Source organism: Myxococcus sp. MxC21-1, assembly GCF_032612255.1.
GTDB lineage: Bacteria > Myxococcota > Myxococcia > Myxococcales > Myxococcaceae > Myxococcus > Myxococcus virescens.
Window position 1 is genome coordinate 3334878 of record NZ_CP123278.1, and the last position, 20159, is coordinate 3355036.

Genomic DNA, 20159 nt, shown 5'->3' on the forward strand with positions numbered 1-20159 from the left:
TCGCAGGCAGTAGACGAAGCCGCTGGGGTGACGGCAGAGGGCGCCGGTGCGGCATCGGGTGGCGTCGCAAGCGAAGCCGTTGGAGTGACGGCAGCGGACGTCCGTGTGGAATCGGGTGAGGAGCCGTCGGCCAGCCCCATTCACGACGAACCGAACGCAGATGTTGAGGCATCGGCAGCAGGCGCGGCTACCGCTGAGTCGGAAGCAGCCCGTGTGGCAAGTCCGGACGTTGAAGCTGGAGCCGCCTCCGCTGTGTTGGACGCGGCCAATGTCGCCACCTCAAGCGTTGATGACCTGGCGGCGGGGGCATCTTCCTCCGCGCAGGATGTTGCTGGTGATGCGAATGCGGCCTTGGCTGAATCGGCGGCCGGTGCCGTTTTGGCACAGCCGGACGACTCCGTGGGGCCAGGTGCGAACGTTGATGCATCGGCCGCAAGCGTCGTTACTGCCCAGCCGAATGACTCCGGCGTGGCAAGCGCGAGCGTTGATACTCCCGCCGCAACCACCGAGGCCAACTCGACCTCGGATGCTCATGCTGCTGCTGCTGCCGCGCCGGATGTCCCCGGTGGTTCGAGTGGCATTCGTTCGGTTGACGCCGAGCCGCATGCTGCCGGTGTGAACGATGCGGCGCCCGAAGCGTCCGCCCTTGGCGAGTCGTCGACGGCGTTGGGGCCTCAGGGAACCGTGGAAACGGCAGCTGCGGCGCTCGACCGTGAGCACGCTCCGTCGCCCACGAATCTGGCCCTGGGACGCGCAGCAAGCCAGGCCGCGACGGTCTCGTCTGACACGGAGGTTGCTGCCGACGCTGTCCTCGCGTCGTCCACGAAGGTGGAAGGTTCCGCGGTTCCTTTGCCGGGCGTTGACGCTCGTCCGGCCGCAGAAGTGGCGTCGACCGCCGAGCTGACGGATGCGTCAGCTCCAGGGCCGGATGCTGAGACCTCACAGCACGCGGCCGCCTCTCCAGCTGAGTCGCCGAACGCTGACGCTTTGAGCGTGGCGGGCTCGACGTCGCCCGACGGTGTCGCGTCCGCGGATTCGATTCCCGAACCGGAAGGGACTGAGCAACCTCCCCGTGTGGAAGCTCCGCCGGAGGCCCCGCAGGCCCACTCCGGTCCAGTCCTCGCGGGAGAATCCGCGGAGGCCGCGTCGTCGTTGGCTTCCACGACGCCCGCCGAAGCGCAGCGTCCAGCCGAGCCCGTCATCGTGGCCGATGCCGGTGGTCATTCCACGGCGCCATCCGCTGCAACCGAAACCGCAGCGGCGAACTCGGAGCTCACGAGCGATTCATCCTCACCGGCCACGCAGGAGCCAGTCGCGGTCAGCCCGTCTGCGGAGACGACGCCGACTGCCACGGTAGACGCCCCGACAGCCGTAACACTGTTCGATGCGCCTGACGGCTTCGCGGAGGCGGCTGCGGCAACCACAGAGACCGAGCCAACTCCGTCCATCGAGTCCGCTCCGGCCGCCATGCCATCCACCACGGACGAACGGGCCGCGCTGCCCTTCGGCGAGGTGACGCAGCCATTCGGCCTCAAGTTGGACCTGGCGGCCATCGCCAGCGAGTCCGACCCGACGGCGGAGGATGCTTCAGCAGGCCAGCACGCGGATGTGCCAACGCAGGATGCCCCGGCGCCGCGCAAGGCACGCGGCTTCGTCGTCGCGGAGCATGGCGAGCTGCTCACCACCCCTGCTGCCCCCGTGGCCAGCCTCGACGCCCCGGAGCCCGCCGCGCATGGCGGCGCTCCCGCGCCCTCTGTCGAGACACCCGAATTCACGACTCGGCCCGTCGCCCCCATGCCCCGGGCGCCCATTGAACTGGATGACCTGTCCGGCGCATCCGACGAGCCGATGCAGCTCGCTTCGACGTGGGAGTTCGTGGGCTGGCAGGGCGGCGATGACACGGGCCCCATTGGCCACGTCCCGGAGACGACCTGGGCGGACCGCGGTGTGGACCTCGACGGCCCGGCCCTATCGCCCGCGGCGACCGAAGTGCCTCTGGCCTCGGCGTGGGACTTCATCCAGCAGCCCTGGCAGCCCACGGCGGCGGAGCCTTCGGACGTCATCACCACGCTCCTGGCCGCGGCGGCCAGCGCGGCCACGGAAGGGCCCATGGGTGGCCCTTCCGTGACGGCGGAGCACGTGTTGTCGGCGCTCGACGTCGTGAATACCCAGGGTGTGCTCGGCAGGGTGGTGCTGGCGTACTGCGCGGGCCGCTTCCAGCGCGCCTTCCTCCTGGGCGAAAGCCTCGGCCTCGCGCGGGTGGGGCATGCCTGGGGCCCGGGCAGCGACAGCGCGGCGGTCGCCCAACTCAAGGTCGACCTCGAAGCACCGTCCCTGCTGCACACCGCGATGACGTCCGCGGGTGCCAGCGTCTTCGACGCACCAGCCTGTCCCCAGGACGAGGCCATCTTCGCCGCGCTGGGCGGGGAGGGCGCTTCGCACCGGCCGTCATCGCCATCCGGAGCCGGGGCCAGGCGGTGGCGTTCATCATCGCGGACCACGGCGCGGAGCCCATCGCCGCGCCCGCGCTCGATGAACTCACCCTCGTCGCGCAGAAGGCCTCCGAGGCCTTCTCCCGTCTCCCCACCCGGAGCGCCTGAGCGCGAGCCGGAGGAGGGGAGACGCAAGAAGGGCTCCGGAGCCAGGTGCTCCGGAGCCCTCTTCACTTCAAGAACGGCGCGTCGCGCTCAGCTGCAGCCGCTGGTCGCGCCGCAGTTGCTGCATTTGTAGCAGGCACCGCTGCGCACCATGATGGCGCCGCAGGTGTGGCACGGCGGAGCATCCGCCTGATTCAGCCAGGTGGACCGCTTGGAGGCGTTGGCGTCGGACCGCTGCACCGAAGCCGTCTGCGCGGGCAGGGCTTCCCGCTTCGGCTGCACGTCCACCCGGTCCAGCACCGCGTCCTCTTCCTCGCTCGGCAGGAACTTCAGCTCCAGCCAGCGGAAGATGTAGTCGGTGATGGACTTGGCGATGGGGATGTCCGGGTTGCCGGTGAAGCCGCTGGGCTCGAATCGGGTGTGGCTGAGCTTGTCGACCAGCACCTTCAACGGCACGCCGTACTGGAGCGCCAGCGACACGCTGGTGGCGAAGCTGTCCATCAGCCCGCTCACCACCGAGCCTTCCTTCGCCATGACGATGAACAGCTCGCCCGGCAGGCCGTCCTCGTACATGCCCACCGTCAGGTAGCCCTCGTGGCCGCCGATGGAGAACTTGTGCGTGATGGAGCGGCGCTCGTCCGGCAGGCGCCGGCGGACCGCGCGGGGCTCCGGCTGGATGGCGGGGACGGGCTCGGGGGCCATGGTGGCCTTGGCGGCGCGCGTGTCCTTCACCGTCTCCTTCGACGTGTTCAGCGGCTGCGTCCGCTTGCACCCGTCGCGGTACACGGCGATGGCCTTGAGGCCGCGCTTCCACGCCTCCATGTACGCCTTCTCGATGTCCTCCACCGTCGCGTCCGACGGCATGTTCACCGTCTTGGAGATGGCGCCGGAGAGGAACGGCTGGCAGGCCTCCATCATCTGGATGTGGCCCATCCAGTGGATGCTGCGCTCGCCCTGGGCCGGCTTGAAGGCGCAGTCGAACACCGGGAGGTGCTCGGGCTTCAGGTGCGGCGCGCCCTCGATGGTGTCCTGCTTGTCCAGGTAGCTGATGATGTCCTGGGACTGCGTCTGCGGGTAACCCAGCTTCTCCAGCGCCAGCGGCACCGTCTGGTTGACGATCTTCAGCATGCCGCCGCCCACCAGCTTCTTGTACTTGATGAGCGCGATGTCCGGCTCGATGCCGGTGGTGTCGCAGTCCATCATGAAGCCAATGGTCCCCGTGGGGGCCAGCACCGTCACCTGGCTGTTGCGGAAGCCGTGTTCCTCACCCAGCGCGAGCGCGCGGTCCCACGCGTCCTTCTGCGCGGCGAACAGGCCCTGGCTCACACCCTCCGGGGCGATGTGGTACGCGGCCTTGCGGTGCTTGCGGATGACGCCCAGCATCGGCTCCGCGTTCTTCGCGTAGCCAGCGAAGGGGCCCTGCTTCTCCGCCAGGCGGGCGCTCATCGCGTAGGCCTCGCCGCACATCAGCGAGGTAATCGCGCCCGCGTAGTTGCGGCCCGCGGGCGAATCATACGGCAGGCCGGACGCCATCAGCAGCGCGCCCAGGTTGGCGTAGCCCAGGCCCAGCGGCCGGTAGTCGTGGCTGTTCTTCTCGATGCGCTCGGTGGGGTAGCGCGAGTTGCCGACGATGATCTCCTGCGCCATCAGCAGGATGTCGACCGCGTGGCGGAACGCCGTCACGTCGAAGTCGCCGTCGATGGTGCGGAAGTGCATCAGGTTCAGGGACGCCAGGTTGCAGGCCGAGTCGTCCAGGAACATGTACTCCGAGCAGGGATTGGACGCGTTGATGCGCGCCGTCGTCGAACACGTGTGCCAGCTGTTCACCGTGGTGTCGAACTGCATGCCCGGGTCGCCGCACAGGTGCGCGGCCTCGGAGATCTCCCGGAACAGCTCACGCGCCTGGTAGGTGTCCAGCGGCTGGCCATCGCGCACCGACCGCGTCGTCCAGGTGGCGTCATCCACCACCGCCTTCATGAAATCGTCGGTGACGCGCACCGAGTTGTTCGAGTTCTGGAAGAACACCGACGAGTACGCCTCGCCGTTGAAGGACGGGTCGTAGCCGGCCTCGATGAGCGCCCAGGCCTTCTTCTCCTCGCTCGACTTGCAGCGGATGAACTCGAGGATGTCCGGGTGCTCGGCGTTGAGGATGACCATCTTCGCCGCGCGGCGCGTCTTGCCGCCGCTCTTGATGACACCGGCGAAGGCGTCGAAGCCGCGCATGAACGACACCGGGCCGGAAGCGGTGCCACCGCCCGCCAGCAGCTCCTTGCTGCCGCGGATGGTGGACAGGTTGCTGCCCGTGCCGCTGCCGTACTTGAAGAGCATCCCCTCCGTGCGCGCCAGCGTGAGGATGGAGTCCATGTTGTCCTCCACGCTGTTGATGAAACACGCGGAGCACTGGGGCTGCGCCTCCACGCCAACGTTGAACCACACGGGCGAGTTGAAGGACGCCTTCTGGCGCAGCAGCAGATGGGTCAGCTCCGCGTGGAAGGCCTCGCGGTCCGCGTCCCGCGTGAAGTAGCCACCTTCCACACCCCACTGGGTGAGGGTGTCCACCACACGCGCCACCAGCTTGCGCACGCTCGTCTCACGCTCCGGCGTGCCCGGCGTGCCGCGGAAGTACTTCGACGCCACGACGTTCGTCGCCAGCATCGACCAGGACTTCGGCACCTCGATGTTCTTCTGCTCGAAGACGGCCTTGCCATCCTCGCCGGTGATGCTGGCGCTGCGGTATTCCCACGCCAGCTCATCCGCGGGATCCACGCCCGGTGTCGTGAAGAAGCGCTCCACCGTCAAGCCCGTCGCCGCCACGCGCGCCTTGCGCCCGCCGCGCCGCTCCTTCCCGTTCACCGTGGACTTCGAGCTCAGCTCTTTATCCATGTCGCCACCCTCCGCGAGTTCACTGTGAGTTCTGATGCAAAATTTGCAAAACGCTAACGTCGCGAGATCCCGATGGATCCGATGGATCAGCCCGACGTGAAACGCGGGTGACATCAGAGCGGATTCGCGACGACGAAGCAGGGGCGCGCCCGGCCCCTCGGCTGTTCTTGGGAGATGCCCGCCAGACTGCCGGACGAGGCCATGGATAGACGCCTGTAGCACCTCCGTCAAAGATTCTATCGATACAACAAATGGTATCCGTCAAAGTCATGCCCACCACGAATTGTGTACAGCCGTGAAGTGGGCGTCCGGTGTCTGCCTGCCTGCCCTGCTGCTACTGCGTTCAGCGCGGGCGCCCGATCTAGAGGGCCGCGCCTGCCCTGGCAACACATGCTTTGCAGTGCCTGAATCCAGATGGCGAGCCATGTATTGTCACTTCGAGCCAAGCGAGCGTGATCACTGGGAGACGTTTGCTGTGAGTCTGTGCACGACTCGGGTGCGTGCAACCGTGCTGATCCGTCCGGGGTGGTGGATCAGCCCTGTCGGCGGTCCGTTGGTGAACGCGGCCATCGATTTTGGTCCGGACGCGCGTTAGGAGGCGGACATGGCTCCTCCCTACCAGCGCCACGTCTTCGTCTGTACCAACCGCCGCCCGGACGGAAATCCCAAGGGGTGTTGCGCCTCCAAGGGAGCGGAGGAGGTCCGCGCCGCCTTCAAGGCGGAGCTCGACAAGCGGGGCCTCAAGGGGCGCATGCGCGCCAACGCGGCGGGATGCCTGGACACGTGCAGCTTCGGTGTCGCCGTCGTCGTCTACCCGGAAGGCACCTGGTATGGCGGCGTCAAGGTGGAGGACGTGAAGGACATCGTCGAGCAGCACCTGATGGAAGGCCGCCCTGTGGAGCGGCTGCTGATGCCCTTCTCCCGCAAGGCCGCCACTTCGGGCTAAAGCGAGCTTCCCGGTATTAACCCGAAATAGTCGACGCCGGCCTCTGTCTGCGTGAACCCGCAGACGAGCCGCGTGGAACCCTTGTCGAGAAGCCCGGGGCAGGCCTGCTCCGGGCTTGGGCTCGGCACGTGTCCAGCGCGGCGAGGAGCACATGCATGCGTCGCAGTTGGTGGGCCTCTGGCCTGATCGCCACCGCCTTGTCCGTGGCTGGCTGTGATTCCGAAGTGCCGTCGTCTCACGGCCGGGACATGACGGCGTTCCAGGATGCGGCCCTGGTCGCGGAGTGGGCCGTGGGCGTCGCGTACTCCGTGGGAACGCGCGTCACCTATCAAGGGCGCCTCTATGAGTGTCGCCAGCCGCACACGTCCCAGGCGGACTGGACGCCGGTGGCGGTGGCCGCGCTGTGGTTGGACCTGGGGCCCGCGGGCGGTGGTGAGCCGGACGCGGGCAGTGGCGGAACGGACGCGGGCACGGGCGGGGACGTCACGGCGCCCACCGTGGGCTTGAGTGCCAGTGCCTCGCGCATCAGCGCGGCGGGGCCGCTGAGCCTGACGGCCACGGCGACCGACGACGTGGGCGTGACGCAGGTGGAGATTCTGGAGAACGGTGCCGTCGTCGCCACCGGCGCGCAGTTCAGCCGGGCCTTCAGCGGTTGGGAGCAGAACGGCACATATGTCTACGCGGTGCGCGCTTACGACGCCGCGGGCAACGTGGGGACCACCACGCTCACCGTCGTCGTGGAGATTCCAGGTGGGCCGCCGCCAGGAGGGAAGCGCATCGTCGGCTACTTCACCGCGTGGGGCATCTACGCGCGCAACTACCACGTGTCCAACGTGCAGCCGTCCAAGCTCACGCACATCAACTACGCGTTCTCCAACATTTCGGGGGACGGACGCTGCATCCTCGGCGACCCGTTCGCGGACATCGACAAGAGCGGCGGCTGGCAGGGGGAGTGGGACCCTGGTCAGCTGCGCGGCAACTTCCGCGCGTTCAAGGAGATGAAGCGGCAGAACCCGCACCTGAAGCTGCTCATCTCCGTGGGCGGCTGGTCCTGGTCCACGCACTTCTCCACCGTGGCGTCCTCGCCTGCCTCGCGCGCGGCCTTCGTGAAGTCCTGTGTGGACCTCTACATCCGTGGCCAGTACCCCGGTGTGGACCCCGTCAACGGCGAGGGCGTGTTCGACGGCATCGACATCGACTGGGAGTACCCGGTCGGCGGCGGCCTGCCAGGCAACAGCAACAGCCCCGCTGACAAGCAGAACTACACGCTGCTGATGCAGGAGTTCCGCAGCCAGCTCAACGCCGTCACCACGCAGACGGGAAAGCCGTACCTGCTCACCATCGCCACGGGCGCGTCGCCGGACCTGCTGGAGAACAAGCAGGAGACGAAGAAGCTGTCCGACGTGCTCGATTGGATCAACGTGATGTCCTACGACTACCACGGGGCCTTCGAGAGCACGGTCAACTTCCACTCGGCGCTCCATCGCGTCACGGGTGACCCGGGCGCGGCCACGGGCTTCTACACGGATGGCTCGGTGTCGAAGATGCTGGCGCTGGGCGTGCCGCCCGCGAAGATTGTCGTCGGCGTGCCCTTCTACGGCCGGGGTTGGGGCAGCGTGCCCAACGTGAACAACGGCCTGTTCCAGAGCGGCGTGCCCACGCGCGGCACCTGGGATGACGGCTCGTCGGGCCTGACGGGTGTGTTCGATTTCAAGGACATCAAAGCCAACTACGAGCGCCCCGGTTCCGGTTACACGAAGTTCTTCCACCCGGAGGCGAAGGAGGCCTACGTCTACAACCCTGCCACGGGCATCTGGATTGGGTATGACGACGTGCAGAGCATCAACGCCAAGGCAGACTACATCCTGAACAAGAACCTGGGCGGCGCGATGTTCTGGGAGTTGAGCGGTGATGACGGCTCGCTGCTCGATGCGCTGGCACGGAAGCTGCGCTGACCCGGGCTGAGCCTTTGACAGGCATTGTCAGCGTGTCGTGAAGCCATACGCCGGGGGACTTCTGTTCCCCGGCGTCATGGCGTTAGGGTTTGCCGCATGTCCTTCGCGGCAGCCGTCCTGCTGGTGGCGCTCTCCAGCTCTTCCGTGGCCGCCGAGCCGTGGACCGCCGTCGTCCGGGTGGCGTCCGACGAGGACACCGCCTTGCTCGTGCGAGTGCGGGGGCAGAGCAGCGATCTGCCCGTGCGTTTCGAGGTCTCGTCCGGAGCGCCGCTCGGAGAACTTCGCGAGGGCCCATGGCTCGCGGCGGAACGGCTGGCCGGGCGTCACCAGGCCCGCGCTGTCCTCTGGTTCGTGCGAGAGGGCAGCGAGGTTCGCGTCCAGGTGGCCGAGTTCGACAGTCGGCGTCTGTTCTCCCGGGCCGCGCGGATGGGGCTGTCTCCAGGCTCCCTGGAATGGTCCACGGGGGCGGAGGCGCTGGCGCTGGCTGCTCGCTCCGCACTGCGCGCGGTGGAGGCCGGCGCGCCGCTGGGGGACGTGGTGGAGTTGGCGCTGCCGCGACATGCGTCGAACGGCGAGGGGGCTGACACCGTGGTGGGGCATCGCATCGAGGATGCGGCCTCCAGCGATGGGGCCACGCTGAGGACGCCCTCGACCAAGGGAGCCGACGTTGCGCTCGCGGAGGAAGGGGGCTCGGCTTCCGCGCGGGAAGGCGTGACCTCACCTCGCGAGGGCCCGCGGCTGGCTTCTGCAGAGGAGCACCCAGCGCGCCAGACGTGGCTCACGTTGGGGGGCCATGCCGCGCTGGATGGGTACACGCGCACGGGCCATCAGGGGGTGGTGGTGGGCGTGGGATTGCAGCCGGGCCGGTGGCGGCTGCGAGCGCAAGTCCTGGCCAGTGTGCCGACCCGGCTTCGCGATGCCCGGACGGAGTTGACGCTGGGGCAGCATGCGGCGTCGGTGTGGGCGGGGCTGCCCTGGGCGGCGGCGGAGCGACTGGACGTGGAGGCGGGGCTCGGCGCGGGCGCGGTGGTCTTCACCCGCCGGACGCAAGCGCTGGCGGAGGAGGTGGAGGCTGCACCTCCAGGCACGATGGTAGCCCTGCTCATGGGCCCTGAGCTCCGTGCCCGCTGGAGGATGGGGGGGCGTGTCGCCTTGGAGGCGAGCATGGCCGCGGAGTTCCTCCTGGGACGGCCCGAGCTTCGCTATGCCATCGACGGAAACTTCGTGTCACGCGGTGCGGGTTGGGCCGTCCGCCCCCGGCTGGGGGTGGCGGTGGTGGTTTTTCTGTGAGCGCCGATGACCCGATTGGCCCGGTGCCGTCCTCCATGGCGGCAATGAGGAGCTCGGGCTCACACGCAGCGGACCCACGTCGTGCGGCGGAAGACCCTCGCATCCACGCAGCCATCCAGGGCGAGCGAGAGGCAACCGGCGCTTTGTTGATGGAGCTGCTCCCCCGGGTTCGCAACCTCGTGCGCTACCTGGTGCGCGGGGATGTGGACGTGGAGGACATTGCCCAGGAGGCACTCATCGCCCTGGTGCGGGGGCTGCCGTCGTACCGCGCTGAAGGCCGCTTCCAGTCCTGGGCGGACCGGGTGGTGGCGCGGACGACGTTCGCATGGCTGAAGCGCTCCCGAGGCCGGGATGCCCAGCACGCGGATGCGCCGGTGGAGCTGGTCGCGGTTCCCTCCGAGGATGCCCTGCCGGACGAGTATGTTCATCGCCGTCACATGGTGACACTCCTGGATCGGCTTTCGAATGAGCAGCGGCATGCGCTGGTGTTGCATCACGTGCTGGAGTTGAGCGTGCCGGAGATTTCGACGGAGCTGGGCATTCCCTTCGAGACGGTGCGCAGCCGGCTCCGCTTGGGGCGGACGGCGCTGCGCTCGCTGGCGACCGCGGAGGGAGATGGAGGGGAGGAGCGGGGATGAGTGACTGCAGGGAAGAGGGGGATGACGCCCTGAACGCGCTGGGCCTGCGGTTGGACGAAGGCGCGGGGCCGGCCCGACGCATCTCCCGGGAACGGTCGGCGCGGATGGTACTGACCGCGTTGGAGGCAGGCGCGTTGGTGGCGCCACCCGCGCCTCGGCCACGCGGTAAGCGGCCTCCCGTGTGGTTGATGGCGGGAGCGCTCCTCGTCGCGGGCGCCGCCGCAGCCGCGGTCTGGAGCTTCACGCGTCCGAGCCGGGCGTCGACGTCGCAGGTGGAATCGGCTGCGCTCACGGGGCTCCCGCGGTTGGGCACGGAGTCACGACGGAGCGGCAGCGGAGCGATTGACGCGGCCCCCTCGCGGTTGGATGCCGTGCCAGACGAGGCTCCTCCCGAAACGCCGGTCGTGCCTGCCGCGTCCATCGCTGAAGCCGAGGGAGCGGCCGAGCCGGTGCGTCCGCGCGCGCCACCGGCCTCCGTGAAGTCGGCTGCTCCGGAAGACCTCTTGCTCAAGGCCAATGGGCTCCGTTCCGAGGGGCGGTGGAAGGAGGCCGAGGCGCTCTACCTACGGGTCATTCGCGCCGAGCCATCATCGCTTGCGTCATACGTCGCGCGCGTCGCCTCGGGCTCGCTTCGACTGGAGCACCTGGGGGACGCGCGAGGCGCCCTGCGTCAGTTCAAGGCGGCGCTACGCATCCAGCCGCGCGGTGTGCTCGACCAGGAAGCGCAGCACGGCATCGCCGAAGCGCACCGTGTGCTCGGCAACCGGGACGCGGAGCGCAGCGCGCTGGAATCGTTCCTCTCCACCCATCCGGATTCACCGCTCGTGCCGTCGGCTCGCGCGCGCGTTCGGGAACTCACCGCGCCATGAGCAGGCGATGGACGTTGGCGGTGCTACTGGCGGCGTCGATGGGAAGCTGCACCCGTGGAGACCTGGTGGCCACCGTCCAGTCGCCGGACGCAGGGCACGCGGGCTCCTCGTCGGATGCCGGTGGGCCCGATGGCGGCGAGCCGGCTGCGGACTGGGAGGCGTACTGCGCGGGGCGCGGGCCTCCCATCGTCGTGGGTGATGCAGATACTGATTCGCAGGTGTGCAGTGGACGTCTGGCGGAGCGAACCTTCCGTCACGCGCTGTGCACCTGCGAGGGGCTCGCCCTGGGCGCGTCCTTCGAAACGGATGCCTTTCACGGCACCTCGGGGAGGTATCAGCCAGGAGGCGCGGGGGGCGATGTCGGGGTGAATGGCGCGCTGTCGGCCAATGACGCGGTGTCGGTGGGCGGCTCGCTGAGGATTGGCGGTGCGGGAGGCGCCCAGCTCGGGCAGACGTTCCGCGTGGGGGAGGCGTTGCACTGCGGTGGCCCGCTGACCGGCAACCCAGTTTCGGCCACCGTCGTGGGAGACGCCCGCATTCGCGGTGATGTCGCGTTGCCCGCCTTCCGCGTCGGTGGCGTGCTCATGGTTCCAGCGGGCCACGTACTGGGGCCGGTGGACGCGGCCGAGGTCCGCCGCGAGCCCGTGGACCCCGTCATCCCTTGTGCGTGTGATGCGGCGTCGCAGGTGGATGTTTCCGGCCTCATCGCCCGGCACGTGCTCGACAATGACAACGCGGCCATCGGCCTCGACGCCACGGCGATGGAGGACATCGAAGGCGAACGCGCGCTGGAGCTGCCGTGTGGCCGCTTCCACTTGACGCGCATCACTGGCACTGGCCGCGCCACGCTCACGATTCGCGCGCGCACGGCGCTCTTCGTCGAGGACGTCGTCGACCTGGGCGAAGGACTGTCCGTAGACGTTCAGGCGCCCGGAGCGCTGGACCTGTTCCTCGGGGGCGCTGTCGCGGTGGCGGGACCGCTCACGTTGGGGTCTAGCGCTACGCCTTCTCGCGTGCGAGTGTACGTCGCGGGCTCGAACGTGCTGGCGCTGTCCGCAGGCAGCATCCTCGCGGGCAATCTCTATGCGCCCCGCGCCGTACTCAGCCTGAGCGGGGGCGCCGAGGTCTTCGGTTCCGTGTTCGTCCGTCAAGTCGAGGCTTCCGGACCGCTCCGACTGCACTACGACGCGGACATCCGCGATGCGGGCGCCGAGTGCACAGGCGATTGAGGTGCACGCCACTGGCCCGGCGTATCCGTGCCAGACCTCCGTCGTTTGTGAGAAGGCCCTGAGCCCCGGAGTCCGGCGTCGCGAGCGCAGGGGAGGCGGCTCGATGTGCCTGTCCACCGCCATATCCGGCCTGGGCCCCACGGGGGGCTGGTGACGTGCGTGTAGGTCCCCAGCTTTGCGCGGCTGTTCGCGAAGGGGAGGCTGCACATGAAGCGGGAAGTGAAGGCCGGCATCGCCGGGCTGGTGTTCGGGTCCATGCTGGTCGGCTGCGGGGTGGCGCCGGAACAAGAAGAACTGGGCGGAGTGGAGGATGCGACGACGGAGGCGCTAGCGAGCGCCGAGGCCGGGCTCGATGAACACCGTGGCTACTGGACACCCGCCGCGGTGGCGCGTTACGGCCCCGCGGTCGCGTACGGCGACGGCAAGTACTTCGCCGTCTGGACCGACGTGCGGACCGGCGGCATCTACGGCACCCGAGTGAAACCCGACGGCACCGTGCTCGACCCCGCGGGCATCCGCATCAACATCGGCGACGAGAATGGATTGCGGCCGGCCATCGCCTTCAATGGGAAGTACTTCTTCGTCGTCTGGGAGACCCGCGATGGTGTCGACGGCGTGCGCGTGAAGCCGGATGGCACCGTGGTGGGCCCGGTGTTCCGCGCCATCCAGACGGGCGAGTCCTTCGGCCCGGTGCGTGTGGCCTGCTCTCCGAAAATCTGCCTGGTGACGTACACCATCTCCGGTGACTTCTCGGTCATCTACTTCACGCGGGTGACGAAGGATGGCGTCGTCCTCTCGACGGCCGACCGCACGCTCAGCGCCTCCGACACCTTCGCATATGACGCGTCGTCGACCTGGAACAACAAAACGAAGGAGTTCCTGGTCGTCTGGTCCGACGAGCACGGCGAGGGCCCGGAGAACGCGGACATCTACGGCAACAGGGTGAAGGAGGACGGCACCATCCTCGACGGCACCGGCTTCCCCATCTCCCAGGCGGAGGGCGCCCAGTCGTCGCCCGATGTGGAGTGGACGCACAAGAACTACCAGGTGGTCTGGTCCGATGACCGGATTGGAAACCCGGACATCTACGGCACGCGCGTGAGCAAGACAGGCGTGGTGAAGGACCCCGACGGCATCCCCATCTCCACCGCCGCAGGCGCGCAGACCGTTCCGCGCATCGCCCACCACAACAACAAGTCCCTGGTCGTCTGGGACGACACGCGGTACGGCCCACACAGCGTCTGGGGTGCGCGGTGGGACGAGGATGGGGATGTGTGGGACCCCTCGGGCTTCCCCATCTCCAGCGAGGGTCTGGCCCAGCAGTACCTGCCGGACGTCGCCTACGGGGCTGACAAGTTCTTCACCGTCTACGCCGCCCAGGCCGTCTACGACCCCTCCGAGCCGCACTTCATCCTGGGCACGCGGGTGACGCATCAGGCGGAGGTGAAGGACGTGCCCGCCTTGCCGCTCACGCGCCAGCGCTGAGCCGTTGAGGGAGAGGGCCTCGCTGCGTGCGAGGGGGCGTTCCTTGAGGCCCGGGCCGGCGCATGCACGCCGGGCCGGGCCTTGCGCGTGTGCTCAGGGGTTCAGGTCGAGCTCGCGGTTCTCCAATGACGTCAGCCGAGCGAAGTCGTACACGCCGCGGAAGGCGGGGTTGGAGATGCGCTCCCCGAAGCGCATCGGGTCGATGGCAGGGGCGGTGGCTCAATGCTCCTGTCCACCGCCATATCCGGCCTGCGCCCTACGGGTGGCTGGTGATGTGCGTGTAGGTCCCCAGCTTTGCTCCGCTGTTCGCGAAGGGGAGGCTGCACATGAAGCGGGAAGTGAAGGCCGGCATCGCCGGGCTGGTGTTCGGGTCCATGCTGGTCGGCTGCGGGGTGGCGCCGGAACAAGAAGAACTGGGCGGAGTGGAGGACGTGACGGCGGAGTCGGAGGCAGAGGTAGAGGCAGAGGCGCCAATGAGCGTCGAGACCGGGCCCGAGGAAGGCCTGGGCTACACCAATCCCGCCCCGCTGGCGCGCTTCTGGCCAGCGGTTGCGTACGGTGGGGGCAAGTTCCTCGCTGTCTGGACCGACGTGCGGACCGGCGGAATCTTCGGCACCCGGGTGAAGCCAGACGGCACCGTGCTCGACCCGGCGGGCATTCGCATCAACATCGGAGACGTCGAAGGATTCCGGCCCGGCATCGGTTTCAACGGGACGCACTTCTTCGTCGTCTGGGAGAGCGTGGATGGTATCGACGCTGTGCGCGTGAAGCCGGACGGCACCGTGGTGGGCCCGGTATTCAACGTCAAACAATCGGGTGAAACCGTCGGTCCGGCGCGAGTCGCCTGCTCCCCGAAAATCTGCCTGGTGACGTACACCGTCTCCGGTGACTTCTCGAACATCTTCTTCACGCGGGTGACGAAGGATGGCGTCGTCCTCGATACGGCTGACGAGTCGCTCAGCGCCTCCGGCACCTTCGCGAATGACGCGTCGCCGACCTGGAACAACAAAACGAAGGAGTTCCTGGTCGTCTGGTCCGACGAGCACGGCGAGGGCCCGGAGAACGCGGACATCTACGGCAACAGGGTGAAGGAGGACGGCACCATCCTCGACGGCAACGGCTTCCCCATCTCCCAGGCGGAGGGCGCCCAGACGACGCCTGACGTGGAGTGGACGCACAAGAACTACCAGGTGGTCTGGACTGATGAGCGGAATGGGAACCCGGACATCTTCGGCGCGCGTGTGAGCAAGACAGGCATGGTGAAGGACCCCGACGGCATCCCCATCTCCACCGAGGAGGGCGCGCAGGCCGAACCGCGTCTTGCTCACCACAACGACAAGTCCCTGGTCGTCTGGGACGACAGGCGCGACGGTCCGCACGCCGTCTGGGGGGCGCGGTGGGGCGAGAACGGGGACGTGTGGGACCCCTCGGGCTTCCGTATCTCCACCGGGGACCTGCCACAGGAGTACCTGCCGGATGTCGCCTTTGGGGGCGGCAAGTTCTTCGTTGTCTACTCGGGCCAGGAGACGTTCGATCCCCTCGAACCGCACTTCATCCTGGGCACGCGGGTGACGCACCAGGCGCAGGTGAAGGACGTGCCCGCCCTGCCGCTGACGCGCCAGCACTGAGTCGTTGAAGGAGAGGCCGCTTCGCTGGCCGGCCACCACGCGGACTGCTGCTGAGGGTCCGCGTGCTTTGCGGTGCGTCGCCGCGTGCGAGGCGGCGTTCCCCAGAGGCAAGGGCCGGCGCATGCACGCCGGCCCGGGCCCTGCGCGCGGGCTCAGTGGTTCAGGCCGAGCTCGCGGTTCTCCAACGACGTCAGCCGGGCGGAGTCGTACACGCTGCGGAGGGCGGGGTTGGAGATGCTCTCCCCGAAGAGCTGGTGGAACGGAATGGCATCCTGCGGATCATCCGGCTTCTTCTTGAGCGCCTCCGTCACCCAGTTCTGGATCTGGTCGATGGTGAGGTTCTGCAGCTGGCCCAGCCCCGGTATGCTCGAGGTGGGGAGCAAATCCTTGAGCTTGAAGATCAGCCCCGCCATTCCCTCGACGGCCTCGTTGCGCTTGTTCAACTCCTCGACGGAGAGGAGGAAGCCTCCCTCGATGGCGCCAACGAGGCTGCCCATGGACCGTGCCAGGCGCTGCGCATCCTGCGACGGCGGATTGGCGTGCGCCTCCGCCTCCAACTGCGCCTGCATGTCACCCAGCTTCGAGGTGATGAACGAGTGGAACGCCTCCTGGCCCTCGAAAGAAGGCTCGGTGAAGAGCGTCCGGGTGAAGAACTCGGACAGCTTGCCCGCGCCCGCGCTTCCAATGGAGCCCGAGGCGTCGCTCGCCGCGGCGAGAATCGCGTCCGCGTGCTGCGTGAAGAAGCGCGCCGCCGCCGCGCGGGATTCGGGGTTGTCTCCCAGGTGCCCGATGCTGTCCATGAACAGCTTGATGGACTCCGGCGTGGCGGGCTGGATGGCGCTGGCCGCGTCCAGCAGCTTTCCAAGTGCCTCCGTGCCGCCGCCGATGATGGGGTCGTTGATGTTCTTGAGGACGTGGCCCAGGGCGTCCGGGTTGTTCTTCAGGAACTCCTGGAGCTTGTCCGGCGGCAGGCCCGCCAGCGCCGTGGCGATGGCCACGGCGCGCGCAGGGTCGGCCGGGTTGCTGGCCGTCATGATTTCCAGCTCGCGCTGCGCGTAGGCGGTGATGAGCTCCGGGTTGCCCGTGCCGGCGATGATTTTCGCCAGCGTCTCGTGCGTCTCACCGCTCCAGGAGCCCGCGCCATGGGAACCGACGGCCGCCGTCAGTTCGTCGAGCGTGACGGCGCCCGACCGGTAGGCCGCGTCGAGGGCGGCGGAGAGCACCGGCAAATCCTCTTCGCTGGCCTTGTCGAGCAGCTGTCCCGCCGCGGGCCCGTATTGGAAGAGGCGATCCATGAAGGCCGCTTGCTGCGCCGGGTCGGGATGGGCCTTCAGCCAGTTCGTGAGATACGACGGGTCCTGCCGGTTGGTGGCGTCCACCTGCGCCTGCTCCGCAGACGCCTGCTGATCGGGCGTCAGCGCCGGGGCCACCACCGCGTTCGTGTTGAGGGCCGCCACGGAGTTTCCGAAGGCAACCTGCGCCCGTCCACGCGGAGCAGCACCCTGGAATGCATCCGCGTTGCGCTGCGTCTGGTACTTGACTGAGGACGTCGTCGCCGTGGGCGTACGGGCCTGGGGCGGCTCCGCGTCCTTCTGGAGATTCGAGCCGAGCTTCGAGGGAGCGCGCCGGTCGATTCGGGGGGACATACACACACCTTTCTCGGGAACGACATGAATGTCGGAGGCACCGGGATTGTCGGCCATGACGCGAACATGTTGCGTCAGGCGTTGTGACATCCCGGTGCCTTCACTCCGAAACTGGATGTGTCGCGTCACCCGGTGGGCTTCAGGGAATGCGCTCCCACGCGTCCTGCCAGTTCAAGCCCGTGCCCGGCGCGTAATGCAGCGCGGAGCCCTTGCACCAGCCAGAGTAGGGGAAGGGCTTGCAGCGATAGCGCAGTCCGTCGGTGCCCCGCACCACGGTGCCCGCGGTATAGCCCTCAATCCCAGACGGGTAGACAGGCTCGCTACCGCCACCGGGCGGCGGCTTCATGATGTCGACCTGGAAGGTGTAGCCCGTCTCACGCGCGTAGACGCGGTTGCCCAGCGCGTCCTGCACGGGATTCACGCGGCCCGCTGCGTCGAGCACGCCTACCTGTACGCGGCTGGACGCGCCGTTCACCCGCTGCGCCAGCGCATGAATCCACTGGGCCGCCGGCGTGGCCGAGGCCAGGGGATGCAGATGGGATTCTGCGTCAGCGCCTTGCGCGTCGAACACCCGCAGCGTCACCGAGCTCCCCGCGGGCAGGTCTTCACGCGCCTGCACCTGGCCCAGCTCCTTCCACGACGAGGGCGGCGGCGGGGTGTTGCTGAACTTCACGTCGGTACAGGCGTAGAAGGCCTCCGGACTGTCCGAGCGTTGCCAGATGCCGTAGATGACATGCGCGCCCGTCTTCCCTTGAGGGAAGGGGCAGTTGAGCCGGTAGCGGTTGTTCTGGGCCGAGACGTGGGTGATGGCGCAGAAGGGATTCGCTTCCAGGTCCGACCACTTGAGCGGGAGCGCCGGGTTGTAGCCCTCGCGCGTGACGTAGAGGCGGAAGTAGCCGGTGGCGTGCACGGCGGTCGCGTGGAAGACGAACTCGAAGCGGCCCTGGGGGTCCGGAGTGATGAGCGTGGAGGGCCAGTCCGTGCGCGCGAGGTCCAGGCCCCGGTGGCTTTCATTCGCGGCGCTGCAGAGCTTTCCGTCTGGAATGATGTCGCGGTGCCTGTCGTTGGCGTTGCCCTGCCGCACGCCATTCCAGTCGTAGAGCGCCTGCGTGCCACCGGCCTGGATGAGCGCCTTGCACGCGTCGGACTTCGGCGTCTCCGGCCCTTCCTTGAAGCAGCTGTAGACGCGGCTGAGAGGTACTTCCATGGAGCCGTGCGCCAGGGCCACGCTGGCGCACAACATGGACACGACGGCGAGCGACGCGCCGAGACACCGCTGCACTGCTGAGGTCATCCCTTCCTCCTGTGGTGCGAGGAGGGAGGGCGCGGCCCCCGAAATCGGGTCAACGGCCTAGAGCGTCGAACAGTTTGGGTCACGCCGCGCGCAGGTAGCGCGCGGCGACCTCAAGGTTTTGGACGGCCGGGAGGCGCCTGAGATCAAAGAGGTTGCGGCGCGTGCCTCGATAACGGGCCTTCGGCCCCTGGCGGTTGGCGAGATGCGCCAGGCGATGCTCGACACCGACACGCTCGCGGAGTTGTGCGCGGCCCGCGCGCGACTGCAGACGTGAGCGAAGGCGCTTCTGGAGCCGCTCGTCGTCGCCCATCGTGACGCTGCGCCCTCTGCCGGACGCCGCCTGGGTACAACTCGCGCGCAGCTTGCACGGCCCGCAGGCTTCCGGGTCGAATTGCACGACGGCGCCGGGCTCGAAGGGCTCCACCTCGCCAGCAGGGCACGTGAGGGTGCCGTCGCGGATGTTCACTTTGAAGTCACGCTTGCCGAAGAGTCCGGGCTTCGCGCTGACTCCTCGCCACGGACGGCAGACGACGTCGCCACCGCTGGTCAGCACGTCTTCGGTCATTGAGCTGTTGAGGTACGCCCTGTCGATGAGGAGGACGTCGGGGAAGAGCTCTTGGTGGGCCATGTCTTCCTGCAGTGCGCCCGTCGCCTCCTCTTCGGGGCGGTTGGCTGGCGTCACGGCGCAGGCAACCACGAGCTCAGTGTCGAGGTCGGTGCCGATGTGCTGCTTGTAGCCATTGAAGCGTTTGCTCTTGCTCTTGCGCCCGTGGCGCATGTCCGGGTCCTCGATGGAGATGCGCCTGTCGGCCGCCACACCCTGTCGAATCCGCACGCCGCCCTCGGGGCGCGGCTCGAGGTCCTGTGCCTTCACCTGCGCGAGCGCTTCGATGTAGCGCGTCAGCGGAGCAGCGGCGCACGACTTCGACTGCCTGGCCACCCAGGCCATGAGGCGGTCGAGCTGTCGGCAGAGCCGATTGAGTGCGTCGACCTTCGCGTCGGGCGCGCTCCAGTCGATGTCGAGGCCGGCCTTGATGCTGCTGGCCATCAGCAATGGCGCAGCGGCCTGCTGACACACCTCCTCAACGTCGGTGCCGAGCACGAGCGCCATGCTCTCGGCCACCTTGCGGCCTGCGTGGCCGAGCAGGTTGATGGTGTCCTCAACCCGCCCGGCCCCTTCCAGAGGGCGGCTGTCGACCCCCACTCGCAGCGTCTTCGGCGTCTTCTTCGGGTCGAAGCCCTTGGTTCGCTTCGCCACCTCGACGGTGCGCTCCAGCAGCCGACGGTCCATCTCGGTCGCGATGAGTCGCTCCCTGAATTGCTGCAGCCCGCCCTGGGAGAAGGCGGGCTCGTCCTCATCCGCGCCGAGTCGGTCCAACACCATCCGCCACCGGCTGTCCGTGCCCGACAGGCACACGGCTTCGGCGTCCGAGGCCTGCGTGTAGGCCTGCACCAGCAGCGCCATGCACATCATCGCGGGCGGCTGCGGCTCTTGGCCCTGGCCCGTCTGTCGGTACATCGCTTCGAGCTCGTCCTGAAAGGCCTCGTCGAACAACTCGTGCCGATGCTCGCGCAGGAAGACGAAAAGCTTCCTGCTCTTCCCCGCCAGCCTCAGCAGGCGCTGCTCCCGTGCGCTCTGCTCCACAGCCGGCTTCCAGCGTTCCATGCGCCACCTCCAAAGGTGGCGACCTGACCACGC

13 protein-coding genes are annotated in these 20159 nt (G+C 68.2%); 9 read left to right on the plus strand and 4 right to left on the minus strand.

Going from position 1 to position 20159, the window contains the following annotated elements; all coding sequences use genetic code 11:
• The first annotated feature begins 1467 nt into the window (after positions 1-1467).
• On the plus strand, positions 1468-2730 hold the full coding sequence (locus QEG98_RS15415; protein ID WP_316567228.1) for a hypothetical protein: 1263 nt from the start codon (positions 1468-1470) through the stop codon (positions 2728-2730).
• On the opposite strand, the gene QEG98_RS15420 is transcribed toward QEG98_RS15415, so the two are convergent.
• Complete coding sequence (locus QEG98_RS15420) at positions 2688-5480, minus strand: vitamin B12-dependent ribonucleotide reductase (protein ID WP_316567229.1); 2793 nt, start codon at positions 5478-5480, stop codon at positions 2688-2690. The two genes, QEG98_RS15415 and QEG98_RS15420, sit on opposite strands and share 43 nt — an antisense overlap.
• Before the next feature lie 604 nt (positions 5481-6084).
• Here QEG98_RS15420 and QEG98_RS15425 point away from each other — a divergent pair.
• The 8 genes from QEG98_RS15425 to QEG98_RS15460 all read left to right on the plus strand — a co-directional run bounded on the left by QEG98_RS15425 (position 6085) and on the right by QEG98_RS15460 (position 15520).
• Positions 6085-6426 carry a (2Fe-2S) ferredoxin domain-containing protein gene (locus QEG98_RS15425; protein ID WP_090492760.1) on the plus strand — a complete coding sequence of 114 codons (342 nt, stop codon included), beginning with the start codon at positions 6085-6087 and terminating at the stop codon, positions 6424-6426.
• A 155-nt stretch (positions 6427-6581) separates the two neighbouring features.
• The gene (locus QEG98_RS15430; RefSeq protein ID WP_316567230.1) at positions 6582-8381 is read left to right on the plus strand and encodes a glycosyl hydrolase family 18 protein; all 1800 of its coding nucleotides are present in this window, start codon (positions 6582-6584) and stop codon (positions 8379-8381) included.
• A 96-nt stretch (positions 8382-8477) separates the two neighbouring features.
• A complete protein-coding gene (locus QEG98_RS15435) occupies positions 8478-9671 on the plus strand; it encodes a hypothetical protein (RefSeq protein ID WP_316567231.1) in 1194 nt (397 codons plus the stop codon).
• A 143-nt stretch (positions 9672-9814) separates the two neighbouring features.
• Positions 9815-10309 carry an RNA polymerase sigma factor gene (locus QEG98_RS15440; protein ID WP_020478589.1) on the plus strand — a complete coding sequence of 165 codons (495 nt, stop codon included), beginning with the start codon at positions 9815-9817 and terminating at the stop codon, positions 10307-10309.
• Positions 10306-11178, plus strand: a complete 873-nt coding sequence (locus tag QEG98_RS15445; RefSeq protein WP_316567232.1) for a tetratricopeptide repeat protein — start codon at positions 10306-10308, stop codon at positions 11176-11178. Before QEG98_RS15440 ends, QEG98_RS15445 begins: the two co-directional genes overlap by 4 nt.
• Positions 11175-12407, plus strand: coding sequence for a hypothetical protein (locus tag QEG98_RS15450; RefSeq protein ID WP_316567233.1), 1233 nt, complete (start codon positions 11175-11177; stop codon positions 12405-12407). The genes QEG98_RS15445 and QEG98_RS15450 overlap by 4 nt, the downstream gene beginning before the upstream one ends.
• Before the next feature lie 207 nt (positions 12408-12614).
• Positions 12615-13892, plus strand: coding sequence for a hypothetical protein (locus QEG98_RS15455; protein WP_316567234.1), 1278 nt, complete (start codon positions 12615-12617; stop codon positions 13890-13892).
• Positions 13893-14218: 326 nt separating this feature from the next.
• Positions 14219-15520 (plus strand): hypothetical protein, encoded by a 1302-nt coding sequence (locus QEG98_RS15460; RefSeq protein ID WP_316567235.1) that lies wholly within the window; start codon positions 14219-14221, stop codon positions 15518-15520.
• Between the two features lie 152 nt (positions 15521-15672).
• Here the strand turns inward: QEG98_RS15460 and QEG98_RS15465 are convergent, their stop codons facing one another.
• The 3 genes from QEG98_RS15465 to QEG98_RS15475 all read right to left on the minus strand — a co-directional run bounded on the left by QEG98_RS15465 (position 15673) and on the right by QEG98_RS15475 (position 20126).
• Entirely contained in the window at positions 15673-17166 is a 1494-nt protein-coding gene (locus QEG98_RS15465; protein ID WP_316567236.1) for a hypothetical protein, read from the minus strand.
• 139 nt (positions 17167-17305) lie between these two features.
• Positions 17306-18460, minus strand: coding sequence for a lytic polysaccharide monooxygenase (locus QEG98_RS15470; protein ID WP_316567237.1), 1155 nt, complete (start codon positions 18458-18460; stop codon positions 17306-17308).
• Between the two features lie 79 nt (positions 18461-18539).
• Positions 18540-20126: an IS1182 family transposase gene (locus tag QEG98_RS15475; RefSeq protein ID WP_316567238.1), complete on the minus strand. Its 1587-nt coding sequence runs from the start codon at positions 20124-20126 to the stop codon at positions 18540-18542.
• Positions 20127-20159 lie beyond the last annotated feature (33 nt).